At 56.3% G+C, this 13006-nt stretch carries 18 protein-coding genes; 10 read left to right on the forward strand and 8 right to left on the reverse strand.

Features of this window, described 5'->3' with window-relative positions:
- Window positions 1-97: 97 nt before the first annotated feature.
- The gene (ldtE, locus tag ACRDD5_RS11890) at window positions 98-1096 is read left to right on the forward strand and encodes a L,D-transpeptidase LdtE (protein ID WP_271283802.1); all 999 of its coding nucleotides are present in this window, start codon (window positions 98-100) and stop codon (window positions 1094-1096) included.
- A 60-nt stretch (window positions 1097-1156) separates the two neighbouring features.
- On the opposite strand, the gene ACRDD5_RS11895 is transcribed toward ldtE, so the two are convergent.
- From ACRDD5_RS11895 to ynhH, 3 genes are all read right to left on the reverse strand, one after another.
- Window positions 1157-1393: a major outer membrane lipoprotein gene (locus tag ACRDD5_RS11895; protein WP_012017161.1), complete on the reverse strand. Its 237-nt coding sequence runs from the start codon at window positions 1391-1393 to the stop codon at window positions 1157-1159.
- Between the two features lie 309 nt (window positions 1394-1702).
- Window positions 1703-3124 carry a pyruvate kinase PykF gene (gene pykF, locus ACRDD5_RS11900; RefSeq protein ID WP_271283801.1) on the reverse strand — a complete coding sequence of 474 codons (1422 nt, stop codon included), beginning with the start codon at window positions 3122-3124 and terminating at the stop codon, window positions 1703-1705.
- A gap of 7 nt (window positions 3125-3131) precedes the next feature.
- Complete coding sequence (gene ynhH, locus ACRDD5_RS11905) at window positions 3132-3335, reverse strand: protein YnhH (RefSeq protein WP_418939619.1); 204 nt, start codon at window positions 3333-3335, stop codon at window positions 3132-3134.
- Here ynhH and ACRDD5_RS11910 point away from each other — a divergent pair.
- The 5 genes from ACRDD5_RS11910 to fumD all read left to right on the forward strand — a co-directional run bounded on the left by ACRDD5_RS11910 (window position 3245) and on the right by fumD (window position 6606).
- Window positions 3245-3544: a hypothetical protein gene (locus ACRDD5_RS11910; protein WP_271283800.1), complete on the forward strand. Its 300-nt coding sequence runs from the start codon at window positions 3245-3247 to the stop codon at window positions 3542-3544. The genes ynhH and ACRDD5_RS11910 overlap by 91 nt on opposite strands.
- Window positions 3545-3766: 222 nt before the next feature.
- A complete protein-coding gene (locus ACRDD5_RS11915) occupies window positions 3767-4789 on the forward strand; it encodes a methionine ABC transporter ATP-binding protein (RefSeq protein WP_438676870.1) in 1023 nt (340 codons plus the stop codon).
- Window positions 4782-5450 (forward strand): methionine ABC transporter permease, encoded by a 669-nt coding sequence (locus ACRDD5_RS11920; RefSeq protein ID WP_438676871.1) that lies wholly within the window; start codon window positions 4782-4784, stop codon window positions 5448-5450. Before ACRDD5_RS11915 ends, ACRDD5_RS11920 begins: the two co-directional genes overlap by 8 nt.
- Before the next feature lie 26 nt (window positions 5451-5476).
- Window positions 5477-6289: a MetQ/NlpA family ABC transporter substrate-binding protein gene (locus ACRDD5_RS11925; protein ID WP_438676872.1), complete on the forward strand. Its 813-nt coding sequence runs from the start codon at window positions 5477-5479 to the stop codon at window positions 6287-6289.
- Window positions 6290-6396: 107 nt separating this feature from the next.
- Window positions 6397-6606, forward strand: a complete 210-nt coding sequence (gene fumD / locus ACRDD5_RS11930) for a fumarate hydratase FumD (RefSeq protein WP_271269781.1) — start codon at window positions 6397-6399, stop codon at window positions 6604-6606.
- On the opposite strand, the gene ACRDD5_RS11935 is transcribed toward fumD, so the two are convergent.
- The 4 genes from ACRDD5_RS11935 to ACRDD5_RS11950 are packed head-to-tail and all read right to left on the reverse strand — an operon-like array spanning window position 6587 to window position 9663.
- On the reverse strand, window positions 6587-7267 hold the full coding sequence (locus tag ACRDD5_RS11935) for an amino acid ABC transporter permease (protein WP_438676873.1): 681 nt from the start codon (window positions 7265-7267) through the stop codon (window positions 6587-6589). The genes fumD and ACRDD5_RS11935 overlap by 20 nt on opposite strands.
- Window positions 7261-8028 (reverse strand): amino acid ABC transporter permease, encoded by a 768-nt coding sequence (locus ACRDD5_RS11940; RefSeq protein ID WP_438676874.1) that lies wholly within the window; start codon window positions 8026-8028, stop codon window positions 7261-7263. The genes ACRDD5_RS11935 and ACRDD5_RS11940 overlap by 7 nt, the downstream gene beginning before the upstream one ends.
- Complete coding sequence (locus tag ACRDD5_RS11945; protein ID WP_438676875.1) at window positions 8028-8843, reverse strand: amino acid ABC transporter ATP-binding protein; 816 nt, start codon at window positions 8841-8843, stop codon at window positions 8028-8030. Before ACRDD5_RS11945 ends, ACRDD5_RS11940 begins: the two co-directional genes overlap by 1 nt.
- Before the next feature lies 1 nt (window position 8844).
- The gene (locus ACRDD5_RS11950; protein ID WP_438676876.1) at window positions 8845-9663 is read right to left on the reverse strand and encodes an ABC transporter substrate-binding protein; all 819 of its coding nucleotides are present in this window, start codon (window positions 9661-9663) and stop codon (window positions 8845-8847) included.
- A gap of 241 nt (window positions 9664-9904) precedes the next feature.
- Here ACRDD5_RS11950 and ACRDD5_RS11955 point away from each other — a divergent pair, with 241 nt between their 5' ends.
- The 4 genes from ACRDD5_RS11955 (at window position 9905) to ACRDD5_RS11970 (ending at window position 12724) form a co-directional block, all read left to right on the forward strand.
- Window positions 9905-10072: a hypothetical protein gene (locus tag ACRDD5_RS11955; protein WP_271269786.1), complete on the forward strand. Its 168-nt coding sequence runs from the start codon at window positions 9905-9907 to the stop codon at window positions 10070-10072.
- 150 nt (window positions 10073-10222) lie between these two features.
- On the forward strand, window positions 10223-11548 hold the full coding sequence (locus ACRDD5_RS11960; RefSeq protein ID WP_438676877.1) for a sensor histidine kinase: 1326 nt from the start codon (window positions 10223-10225) through the stop codon (window positions 11546-11548).
- On the forward strand, window positions 11541-12164 hold the full coding sequence (locus ACRDD5_RS11965) for a response regulator transcription factor (RefSeq protein ID WP_438676878.1): 624 nt from the start codon (window positions 11541-11543) through the stop codon (window positions 12162-12164). The genes ACRDD5_RS11960 and ACRDD5_RS11965 overlap by 8 nt, the downstream gene beginning before the upstream one ends.
- 77 nt (window positions 12165-12241) lie before the next feature.
- Window positions 12242-12724: a GlcG/HbpS family heme-binding protein gene (locus ACRDD5_RS11970; protein ID WP_438676879.1), complete on the forward strand. Its 483-nt coding sequence runs from the start codon at window positions 12242-12244 to the stop codon at window positions 12722-12724.
- Window positions 12725-12755: 31 nt separating this feature from the next.
- On the opposite strand, the gene ACRDD5_RS11975 is transcribed toward ACRDD5_RS11970, so the two are convergent.
- Window positions 12756-12896, reverse strand: coding sequence for a hypothetical protein (locus ACRDD5_RS11975; RefSeq protein WP_271283936.1), 141 nt, complete (start codon window positions 12894-12896; stop codon window positions 12756-12758).
- Window positions 12897-13006 lie beyond the last annotated feature (110 nt).

Consider the following 13006-nt stretch of genomic DNA (forward strand, 5'->3'; position numbering starts at 1 on the left):
ACTATCAGGACAGCTCTCATTCTGTTTCGCGAGGCGGTTCCCGCCTCGCGGGTTTTTCAGCTTTCTGACGTTCTGTCAGTGAATAAGGAATCTCAGCATGAAGCGCGCGTCTCTCATTACTCTTATTCTTTTTGGTTCGCTCAGCGCGGTGAATAGCGTCAAAGCGATGGACTATCCCTTGCCCCCGGCGGGTAGCCGCCTGATTGGACAAAATCAGACCTACACCATTCAGGAAGGCGATAATAACCTGCAGGCCATTGCGCGCCGGTTTAATACCGCTGCCCATTTAATCCTCGAAACCAATAACACCATCGCGCCGGTCTATCCAGCACCGGGAACGGTGATCACCATTCCGTCGCAGATGCTGCTGCCGGATACACCGCGGGAAGGCATTGTGGTGAACCTGGCGGAACTGCGTCTGTACTATTTCCCGCCGGGTGAAAACAGCGTTCAGGTCTATCCGCTGGGAATTGGTCAGCTTGGGCTGGAGACGCCGGTGTCGACGACCCACGTCAGCCAGAAAATCCCCAATCCGACCTGGACCCCGACAGCGGGCATCAGAGCGCGCTCATTAGCGCAGGGCATCAGACTGCCCCCGGTGGTACCCGCAGGGCCAAATAACCCGCTGGGGCGCTATGCGCTGCGTCTGGGGATCGGTAACGGCGAATACCTCATTCACGGCACCAGCGCCCCGGACAGCGTCGGGCTGCGCGTCAGTTCTGGCTGCATGCGCATGAATGCTCCTGATATCAAAGCACTGTTCGCGCAGGCCAGGGTGGGCACACGGGTGCAGATCATCAATGAGCCGGTGAAGTTCTCAGTGGAGCCGGACGGTAAACGCTACGTTGAGGTGCATCGCCCGCTGGCCATGCTGGAAGGTGAAAACCCACAAACGGTGCCGATTACGCAGACAGCAGGCCTGGCATCCTTTGTCTCACAACAGGGGAGCGATAAAGTGCTGGTTAATAAAGCCTTGTCGCGTCGGGCAGGGATCCCGGTAGTGGTATCGACAGGTGCCGGAACGGCTATCGAAAGTACGGGGCAGTCAGCGCTGAACCGTGAGATGCCGGTGTCGGTAACGCAGGCGCTGCAGTAAGGCAAATGCGGGGCAAAAAAAATGGCGCACGATGTGCGCCATTTTTATTAACAGGTACTATTACTTACGGTATTTAGTAGCCTGGTTGTCCAGACGCTGGTTAGCGCGTGCTGCGTCGTCTTTAGCAGCCTGAACGTCAGAACGCATTGCGTTCACGTCGTTGCTCAGCTGGTCAACTTTAGCGTTCAGAGTCTGAACGTCAGAAGACAGTTGGTCGATTTTAGCATTGCTAGAACAACCAGCCAGCATAGTAGAAGCCAGGATTACCGCGCCCAGTACCAGTTTAGTACGATTCATTATTTATACCCTCTAGATTGAGTTAATCTCCATGTAGCGTTACAAGTATTACACAAAGTTTTTTAGGTTGAGAATATTTTTTTGATGGGAATACGCCTATTTTTGATCGTTCGCTCAAAGAACCATCTGTTTTGGCTATTTCATTAAAATTGTTGTATTAAAACAGACCACTTTCATCGGATTCATCTTAGAAAACGCACCCGTTAAATAGAGAAACTCGATTTGATTTTTTAATAAGTTTGGCTGATAGCGGAAATAAAAAAGCGCCCCGAGGGACGCTTTTTAATCGAATTAATTCTTTCGGAATTATTACAGCACGTGAACAGATGCGGTATTGGTGGTGCCGCTTGGTACCAGCGCACCGGAAACCATCACCACAACGTCACCTTTCTGCGCCAGGCCACATTCAACCAGCTGCAGGGCCACTTCTTTACCCAGACGGTAGAAATCGTCGGTAGACGCGATCTCTTTCACCAGGTGTGGAACGATACCTTTGCTCAGCACCAGCTGACGGGCAGTCACTTCGTTGGTGGTCAGCGCCAGGATGGTAGCGTTCGGGAAGTATTTACGCACAGCTTTAGCGGATTTACCGCCCTGGGTGGCGACAACGATCAGTGGCGCTTCCAGTTTCTCTGCGGTTTCTACTGCACCGCGGCAAACCGCTTCGGTGATGCGCAGCTTACGGCTGTCGTTGTTGTTGTCCAGACGGCTGGTCATCACGCGATCGGTACGTTCGCAGATGGTGGCCATGATGGTCACGGCTTCCAGCGGGTATTTACCCTTCGCGGATTCACCGGACAGCATAACGGCATCGGTACCGTCGAGGATGGCGTTGGCAACGTCGCCAGCTTCTGCGCGGGTTGGACGTGGGTTTTTGATCATGGAGTCCAGCATCTGCGTTGCGGTGATAACCACTTTACGCGCGCGAACACACTTCTCGATCATCATCTTCTGCGCGAAGATAACTTCTTCAACCGGGATCTCAACGCCCAGGTCACCACGTGCCACCATGATGCCGTCAGAGGCTTCGAGGATTTCGTCGAAGTTGTTCAGGCCTTCCTGGTTTTCGATTTTGGAGATGATCTGGATCTTCTCGCCGCCGTGGGCTTTCAGGTGCTCACGGATTTCAACCACGTCGGAACGCTTACGGATGAAAGAGGCAGCAACGAAGTCAACGCCTTGCTCACAACCGAAGATCAGATCCTGTTTGTCTTTTTCAGCCAGTGCTGGCAGCGCGATGGAAACGCCCGGCAGGTTAACGCCTTTGTTTTCGCCCAGATCGCCGTTGTTCAGCACTTTACAAACCACGTTTTTACCTTCGATCGCGGTGACTTCCATCCCGATCAGGCCGTCATCCACCAGAATGGTGTTGCCAACGGACAGATCGCTGGTGAAGCCTTCGTAGGTCACAGCAACGGTTTCGTTGTTGCCGACAACGGACTTGTCAGTGGTGAAGGTGAAGGTCTGGCCAGCTTTCAGCGCAACGTCGTTGCCGCCTTCCAGCTTAATGGTACGAATTTCCGGACCTTTGGTGTCCAGCAGGATAGCGGCTTTTTTGCCGGTCTTGCTCATCACGTTGCGCAAGTTCTGGATGCGCTGGCCGTGCTCAGCATAGTCACCGTGAGAGAAGTTCAGACGCATAACGTTCATGCCGGCGTCCAGCATTTTGGTCAGCATCTCTTCAGATTCGGTTTTCGGGCCGATGGTGCAAACAATTTTCGTCTTTTTCATGACAGTCTTAGTCTTTAAGTTGAGAAAGTTGAGAAGGATAGGGAAATATCGCTCCGGGGGCGCACTGCCGTGGAGTCAAACCTGTATTGCGAAATCTACGATGGCACGCACTAAGGATAGGTGACATCAAATGAGCGTGCCGAGGAATGTGTGCCTGAGTTTCAGCCCAACGGAGGAGAGGAAGTTGTATGGGTTGTTTTTTGCAGTCCAAGCGCTGAAACCATTCATCAGGAATTAGGGGCGCATTATACGCTGAAAAATACGCAAAAGGAAAATGAAAACAGCGTTTCAAAAATTTTATGTGCAGTTTCACAAGGGATTGTTATCAATGCGTTAAGGTTCTTACCGAGGAGGGCGACGCTAAGTAAAACCGCAGCCAAAAACCTAAACTTTCGTGTTGGATTTTGCTTTTTTTGTTGAACGTTGCGCAACACGATGCCGATCATTTGCGCCAGATGACTATTCATTACTGAAAATCAGCTATTTACTGCAGGTGGGCATTGTACCAGTCGGCACGCAATATATGGTTTTCAGTTATAAGTTTATTCCTTTTTATTCATTCAAAAAATGATAACCTGTGCTTACTATCATTTGGACATCCATACTGCTAAACCGCTAAATGCGGCACGGATAACAATAAGAATGATTGTTCTCAGGAATATTTCGAAGATTTTTGACAACGGAAAAGTGGCGCTGACGGCCGTTGATAGCGTGAACCTCGCCATTGAGCAGGGGCAAATTTACGGCATTATTGGCTACAGCGGCGCCGGGAAAAGTACCTTGATCCGCCTGCTGAATGGTCTGGAAAAGCCGACTACCGGCAGCGTCACCATTAACGGTCACGACATTTCTGCCGCAAAGGGCGAGGCCCTGCGCCAGGCCCGACTGAAAATCAGCATGGTATTTCAGCACTTCAACCTGCTGTGGTCGCGCACGGTTAATGAAAACATTGCGTTTTCGATGCAAATTGCCGGCGTGCCAAAAGCCAAAATCAAAGCCCGCGTCGCCGAGCTGGTGGAGCTGGTCGGCCTGAAAGGGCGCGAACAGGCGTACCCGTCCCAGTTGAGCGGCGGACAAAAACAGCGTGTCGGTATTGCCCGTGCGCTGGCGAACAATCCTGACGTCCTGCTCTGCGATGAAGCCACCTCGGCGCTGGATCCGCAGACCACCGATCAGATCCTCGACCTGCTGCTGGATATTAACCGTCGCTTCGGCCTGACCATTGTCCTCATCACCCATGAGATGCACGTTGTGCGTAAAATCTGTGACCGCGTGGCGGTAATGGAAAACGGCAAAGTGGTGGAAGAGGGCGAAGTGCTGCAGGTGTTTACCCATCCGCAGCAGGCTATTACCCAACAGTTTGTCCGCCAGGTGAGCCAGTACGCCGAAGAAGAGACCTTTAACAGCGAGCTGGCGAAGGATCTGGAAGGCACGGTCATCAAGCTGACCTTTACCGGACACAGTACCCATAAGCCGATTGTCGGCGAACTGACGCTGCGCTACGGCCTGCCGTTTAACATTCTGCACGGAAAAATGACCCAAACCGCTCACGGCGTTTTCGGCCAGCTGTGGCTGCACGTGTTGGCCACGGAAGAACAACTGAACAATATCCTCGCCGATGTGCAGAACAGTGATATTGAAGGCGAGGTAATTAAGCATGGCTGAGACTCTTTTTCCGCACCTGAAATGGGACCAACTGTGGGCGGCCACGCTGGAGACGCTGTACATGACCGCGCTCTCGGGTATTGCGACCTTCGTGCTGGGGCTGATTCTCGGTCTGGCGCTGTTTTTAACCGCCCGCGGTGGACTGTTCCACAACCGCGCGCTCTACAGCTTTATCTCCATTGTGGTGAACGTGTTTCGTTCCATCCCGTTCATCATCCTGATCGTGCTGCTGATCCCGTTTACCAAAACCGTGGTCGGCACCATTCTGGGCGCTAACGCGGCGCTGCCGGCGCTGATTGTCGGGGCCGCGCCGTTCTACGCCCGGCTGGTAGAGATCGCCCTGCGTGAAGTGGACAAAGGGGTGATTGAGGCGACCCGTTCGATGGGCGCCCGGCTCAGCACCTTAATTTTTCGGGTTTTACTGCCAGAGTCATCGCCTGCGCTAGTGTCAGGTATTACGGTCACGCTTATTGCCCTGGTCAGCTACAGCGCCATGGCGGGGGTGATTGGCGCAGGTGGTCTGGGGAATCTGGCTTATCTGGAAGGATTCCAGCGCAACCATGGTGATGTCACGCTGGTGGCAACGGTGACCATTTTGATCATCGTTTTCATTATCCAGCTCTGCGGCGATGCCATTACTTCCGTCTTAGACAAACGCTAATAATACAAACACACAGGAACCACATCATGAAAAAAACACTGACGTTGATCGCCGCAGCAACCCTGAGCGCCCTGAGCTTTGCCTCCTGGGCTGATACTCTGACCGTGGGCGCGTCCAATACGCCGCACGCCGAAATCCTCGAGCAGGCGAAGCCTATCCTCGCTAAACAGGGTATCGATCTGGAGATCAAACCGTTCCAGGATTACATCCTGCCGAACACCGCGCTGGCGGGTCGTGACATCGACGCCAACTACTTCCAGCACATTCCTTATCTGAACAGCGTCCTGAAAGATCACGCTGGCGATAAGACCTATGATTTTGTCAGCGCCGGTGCGATCCACATCGAGCCGATCGGTATTTACTCTAAAAAATTCAAATCGCTGAAAGATCTGCCGGAAGGCGGCAAAATCATCATGCGTGATGCGGTGTCCGAAGAGGGTCGTATCCTCTCTATCTTTGAGAAAGAGGGCGTGATCAAGCTGAAGCCGGGCATCGACAAAGTGACCGCACGCATCAGCGACATTGTCGAGAACCCGAAAAAACTGCAGTTCACGCCGAACGTCGAAGCCGCGCTGCTGCCGCAGATGTATAACAACGACGAAGGCGCGGCGGTGGTGATCAACGCTAACTACGCCATCGACGCCGGTCTCGACCCGGTTCACGATCCGATTGCGGTCGAAAGCGGTGAAAACAACCCGTACGCCAACATCATTACCGTACACCGTGGCGACGAGAAGAAAAAAGACATCGTAGCCCTGGTGAACGTCCTGCACTCCAAAGAGATTCAGGAGTGGATCCGCACCAAATACAAAGGCGCGGTGATCCCGGTTAATAACTGATTCACGGATGCTTTTTCCCAGGCCCGGCGAGTTTCTCGCCGGGCTTCTTTTTTGTATACGGCCGGTGAATCTATTAAGCTGACGTTTTAGGCAACGGAGTGAAAGTAATGGGCAATGTGACCAAAGACGAAGCGCTGTATCAGGAGATGTGTCGTGTGGTGGGCAAAGTCGTTCTTGAGATGCGCGACCTGGGGCAGGAGCCCAAGCATATCGTGATCGCGGGAGTCGTCCGCACCGCGCTGGCGAACCAGCGCGTGCCACGCAGTGAATTAACGACTCAGGCGATGGAAACGGTGGTTAAAGCGCTGGCCGGGTAATGCGTTTTGCCAGCTGCTCAACGGTGCAGCACAGCAGGTAATAGACCAGCCCCGTAAAGATGAAAATAGCCGCCGGGTAAATCTGTACCCGGTTGTTAACCTGTCCGGCGACGGTGGTCAGTTCCGGCACGTTGACAATAAAAGCCAGCGAGGTGTCCTTCAGCAGGCTGATAAAAATCCCCGACAGCGACGGCAACGTATTGCGCAACACTTGCGGCAGCAGCAGATGCCACAGGGTCTGCAGTGTGCCAAACCCCTGCGACTGCGCCGCCTCATACTGCCCGACAGGCAATGCGCGCAGCCCCGCCAGCACCGAATGCATCACCGCCGCCGCGGTAAACCACGCCAGCGCCAGCGTCACGGTCAAGGCGCCGGGCAGATCGCCCCCGGTCATCAGCGGCAGCAGATACCACATCCAGAAAATAACAAATATCAGCGGGATCCCGCGAATCAGCTCGGCCCACGCAAACAGGGTCTGACGAATGACGCCCGGGTAACGCCAGGCGAGGCCCGCCAGCGCAATCCCGGCCGGGAGCGCCAGCGCCGCCGCGCCAAAGGCCATCAGCAGGGTCAGCAGCACGCCGCCGGGTTGCCCGGCGCTTATGCGTCCCCACAGCAGATAATCAAGGTTGTCGGTAATCACGCTAAACCCGGCTAACATGGCTCTTCACTCCTTAACTCGGTGTTTGTTTTACGCCGCCGCGCGGGCGTGGGGCCCAGCTTTGTGAGCAGTAAGCCCAGCGCGATGCCGGTCAGCAGGTACAGCACCGTGCCCACGCTGAAGGCTTCCAGCGCGTGGGCGTTATAGCTTTCGATCTGGCGCACCTGATAGGTGAGTTCGGCAAAGCCGATGCCGCTCGCGAGCGACGAGAGCTTCATCAGATTAAGGTACTGACCCACCACAGGCTGCCAGGCGTTGGCCAGCCCCTGCGGCAGCAGAATATGGCGCAGTAACCGCCAGGACGAGAAACCCTGAGCCAGCGCCGCCTCCCGCTGTCCGCTGGAGACCGCCCGCAGTCCGGCGGTGACCTCTTCGGTTAAAAACGCCGAGGTAAAGACCCCCAGGCCCCAGGCGGAGCAGAGAAACTCCGGCGTGAACCACCAGACGTTACCCGGCAGTACCGACCAGGGGTGATCGGCCATCACTACCGCGCGAAAGGCCTGCGGAAGCCCATTCCAGGCGGCGAAATACCAGAACAGGAGCTGTACCAGCAGGGGCGTATTGCGAAACAGCGAGACCCACACGGCGACGACGGCAGTACCAAGGCGACCCCCAGCGAGGCGCAATCCGAGGCAGGCAAGGGTGAGAAGGCTGGCGACCAGCGCGCCCGCCAGCGTCACCCACAGGGTGGTTAAGAAACCGGACAGGATCCACTGCAAGGGCTGACCGGTCAGCACCCCTTGCCAGTCAAGGGCGGGCATTACACTGCGTCCTGATGAAGTGGGTTAAGCACCTTCTGCAGAAAACGCCGGGCGCGCGGATGGCTGGGATGCTGAAAGAACTGCTCGGGCGGCGCCACTTCCAGAATTTGTCCACCATCGATAAACACCACCCGATCGGCGATCTCGCGGGCGAACTGCATCTCGTGGGTGACAACAATCATGGTGATCCCACTATGAGCGAGGGCTTTCATCACCAGCAGCACCTCGCCAATCATCTCGGGATCGAGCGCCGAGGTGGGTTCATCGAATAGAATTATCTGCGGCGAGGAGGCCAGCGCCCGGGCAATTGCCACCCGCTGCTGCTGCCCGCCGGAGAGGGTATCGGGATACTGTTCGGCTTTATCTGCCATCCCCACCTGGCTGAGCAGGGTGTCGGCCCGGGTGTGCGCCTGCGCAGACGGCCAGCCGTGAACCTGCTCCAGCGCCAGGGTGATGTTTTGCCGGGCCGTCAGATGGCTGTAGAGATTAAACTGCTGAAACACGAATCCGACCCGGCTGCGCAGCTGCCGCAATGCCCGGCGACTGAGCTGACGGGTGGGTTTTCCGTCAATCAGGATCTCGCCGGAGGTTAAGGTTTCGAGCTGGTTGATCAGGCGAATCAGGGTGGATTTACCGGAGCCGGAGGGGCCGAGGATCGCCACCACCTCTCCGGGCGTGACGCTGAGGTTGACACCTTTCAGCACCGGGCGATCGCCGTAGCGTTTCACCACATCGCAAAAGGTGACGCTGGCCTGCGCCAGATGCGCAAAATCCGCGGCATCGGCCGCGGAGGAGGAAAAGAGACCGGAGAACATATCACTGGGCTTCTATTTTAAAGGCGCGCGGTTGTGGGGAGGGGGTCTGCGGGCCAAACCAGACGTCGTAAATTTTCGCCGCGTCGCCGCTGCCCTCCAGTTTCACCAGCTCATCGTTGACCACCTTCAGCAGCGCGGTTTCGCCTTTTTTCACCCCGACACCGATCTCCTCTTTACTCAGCAGGTCGGGCAGAATTTTGAAGCTGGCCTTATCCGGCGCCTGGGCCAGCAGACCCGCCAGAATGGTGCTGTCCTGAGTGATCGCCTGCACGTTACCGTTGCGCAACGCGGTCAGCGCCAGCGGAATATCGTCATAAGACAGCACCCGGGACTGCGGGAAGCGCTGATGCAGGGCCTGTTCACCGGTAGTGCCTTTTACGGCACCAATGCGCGCCTTGCTGTAGGCATCCAGCTTATCCGCGCCGCTGGACGGAACCAGGAACTGCTGGCCGGTCACAAAGTAAGGAGTGGAAAAATCGATTACCTGCGCGCGCTCCGGGGTAATGGTGATGTCCGCCACGATCAGGTCCGCTTTACCGGACTGCAGCAGCGGAATACGGTTTGCTGGGTTAGTGGCGACTAACTCGAGCTTCACCCCCAACGCTTTTGCCAGTGCGTTGGCGAAATCAACGTCGTAACCGACAATGTCGTGGCTTTTAGCATCCACCGATCCGAACGGCGGGTTGGCATCGAAGGTGGCTACTTTGACCACTCCGGCGGCTTTAATATCCGCCAGCTGATCCGCCTGCGCCTGGGTTGAAATCAGGCCGCCTGCGGTCAGCAGACCGAGTGCCAGCGCCAGTTTTGTGTGTATTGCCATAAATATCCCTGCCTCTCTGTTTTGGTTTTGTCCTGTTACGCTCCCATACCCGTTACGTCCGGCCAAATAAGAAAAATGTCTTTGCTATATGAAAAAAGTGATTAGTGAACAGGGTGTTACACGTAAGTAAACGGCTGGCGGGCTTTTGCAGTTTGCGCACATTCTCTGCCGGTATTCGCATTTCCCTTTGTGCCACATTGCAGGTTTACTGAACTCAGGCTGAACACAGAGGAAACAGGCAATGGGAAAATTACTGAGTACGTTACGACGGTTATTTGCGGGTCGAACCGAGGGTGCGGAGAACAGTGCGCAACGTGTTCTGGAGTCGATCTTGCCTGCTGCCAGCCTGTACGGCGTGGACATTGCCACTATCGATCCGGAGTGGTTTTATGACCAAACGCAACGCTGAACACCGCCTGGTGCGGGAAACCTACTGGAACGAGGTGTGCGTGCTTAACCACTAAACTGGATGTTAACATCCAAAATCACGCCTTCGTTTTGTCCCTGGCTCCGCAACCTGCTAAGGTTTCTGACGACCTCACTGACGCCAGTTAAGCGGATGAACAACAAACATTTTATACAACGCGGGATCCTCCTCGGGTTACTGCTCTTCCTGCTCAGCAGCGCGTTGCTGTATGCCGAACAGATCCGCCGCCAGTTCTGGGTGCTGGATCAGCAGTTTGCCACCGCCTTCGCGGAGGTGGGGGCGATGCTCACGCAAAATGAATCGATCCTCCCCCTGCTCAATGGCGATGAAGATCTGGCCGCGCTACGCAAAAAATTCCCGCAAATCGTCACCCTGCAAAAGACCACTGGTCGTGCGCTCGACGCCGCGCGGGTGGAGCCTGCCGAAGGTGAGCAGTACTGGCTGTATAACCCCTGGCGGCAGATCCGAGTGCTGATTGACCCACAAACGGTGCTTCACGCCAACCCACGCTTTACCCATATCAGCCTGCACCTCGACGGCACGCCGCCGGTTCAGTCGGAGGCCTTCTGGCACTGGCAGCGGCAGTTTTCACAGCATACTCAGCCGTTTACGCTCGCAGCCAGTGCCCAACCCGCCTGGGGGCAGATCCCGCTGCTGCCTTTCGTGCTGCTGTTTCTCGGCTGGGCGATAGTCACTGCGGCGGCTGGCGCCATCGTCTGGCAGCGAACGCAGCGGCAACATGCCGACCACCGCGCCCGGTATTATCAACATGCCCGACTCAACACCCTGGGCGAGATCACCGCCGGTATCGTGCATGAGATCAATCAGCCGCTGACGGCGGTGCAGACCTGGATTCAGGGCGCGCAGCGCCAACTGGGGCAGGGAAATTCCGAGGTGGTCGCGCAGGCGCTGGGCGCTGCCCTGATTCAGATCCAGCGGATTAACGCCCTGTTGACGCGCTTTCGCGAGCATGTCGCCCAGGAAGAGGTGACCCTGCGCGAGGTCGATCTGGCCGAATGCTGGCAACATGTTGGCAATTTGCTGGAGCATGAACGCACCGCGAAGCACATCCGTGTTACCCATGACTTCGCCCCGGACGCGAAAACGATCCAGGCAGACCGGCTGTGGCTGGAGCAGGTGCTGCACAATCTTCTCAGCAATGCCATTCAGGCTCAGCAGGACAGACCCGCAGGCTGGGTGCACATCACCAGCCGCGCAGAAGGGGATCGTATCACGCTGATCCTGACCGACGGCGGGCCGGGCTTTACCCCCGAGGCGTTAGAAAATGCTTTTATGCCGTTTTATAGCGGGCGCAAAGAGGGGATTGGGCTGGGTATGACCTTAACGGAGTCGTTATTGACCCGTATGAATGGCACTATTTTGCTGAATAACGCGCCCGAAGGTGGGGCACAGATTACGCTGCAGTTTGCTCGCCAGGGGAGTCGCACGCATGAATAACGTTATTTACCTTATCGACGATGATGCGTCGGTTCGGGAGTCGCTGGTGTTCCTGTTGTCGGGGATGAACTGGGAGATCGCCACCTTCGACAGCATTGCCGCGTTTACGGCGGCGCACAGCAGCAATACCGGGCTCACCGGCTGCCTGCTGCTGGATATGCGCATGCCGGGGAAAGGCGGGTTGGCCTGGCTGGAAGAGGGGGCATGGCCGTGGCCGCTGCTGCCGGTGATCCTGATGACCGGGCATGGCACCATCGACGCCTGCCGTCGCGCCTTTCACAACGGGGTGTATGAGTTTTTCACCAAGCCGCTGGATGCCGACAAGCTGATCGAATCCATCACCGCGGCGCTGGCAGAGAGCCAGCAGCGCGTGGGCGCGTGGCAGGAGACCACCCGCGTGCGGGCGCTGTTTGCCCAGCTCACCGCCCGCGAGTACGAAGTGCTGCATGCCCTGATGGACGGGCGCAGTAATAAAGAAGTCGCCGCGCGGCTGAATCTTTCTCCGCGCACGGTAGAAGCGCACCGGGCGGCGGTGTTTCTCAAGCTGGGCGTCTCGAGCCTGGTACAGGCCATCCGGGAATATGACAAATTGCAATCCGTAGAACTACCAGGCTAGCTGCGTAATCGACCGAATAACATTCGCGCCGCCTCCCCGATATGCTTCAGGTGTTCCCACTGATAAGAGGATGTGCGATGAAAAAGGTAATGATGGCAGTAATCGGGGTTGCAGGGATGGTCGGCGTATCGGCGCACGCACAGTCTGTGGCGCAAAACAGTCTGTCACTGACCCAGGCGAACGCCCTGGCCAGCGCCGCCGTTCAGGCTTGTCTGACGAAAAACTACCAGGTGAGCGTCACGGTGGTGGATCGCGCCGGGGTAGTTAAAGCGGTACAGCGCACGGATAACGCCGGTCCGCACACCCTGAAAGCCAGCGAGATGAAAGCCTTTACCGCGCTGAGCACCAAAAATGCGTCGGGTAAAGTGATGGAATCGGCGCAAAGCAATGCGGGCGCACAGAACCTGCGTGATATTCCGGGTCTGCTGCTGCTGGCCGGTGGTCTGCCGGTTAAAGAAGGGGATGACGTGATTGGCGCGATCGGTATTGGCGGTGCGCCGGGCGGACATCTTGATGAAGCCTGTGCCCAGCAGGCGATAGACAGCCTGAAAAAGTCGTAATAAAAAGCCCCGGCGTATCCGGGGCTATTTGTTAGATCTTGCAGGCGTCGCCGCAGTCATCGTCCGCCACTATCGCCTGCGCTTTTTTATCCGCATCATCCAGACGCTCCGCGTTGCGCTCTTCAGCTTCTTCCAGTCCGTTAAACACCAGATTCTCGAGATCAATTTCCATCATGCACCCGCTTTATTCAGTTTTTGTTCCAGGTCGTATTATAGGGCAAAACCGGCGCATGAGGCACCCCGCCGCGCAGAGCGCACATAAGGATAATCCTTGCCATACTC

Origin of the sequence: Silvania sp. (genome assembly GCF_051656365.1) — a bacterium.
In the GTDB taxonomy this organism is placed as follows: Bacteria; Pseudomonadota; Gammaproteobacteria; order Enterobacterales; family Enterobacteriaceae; genus Enterobacter; species Enterobacter hatchlandensis.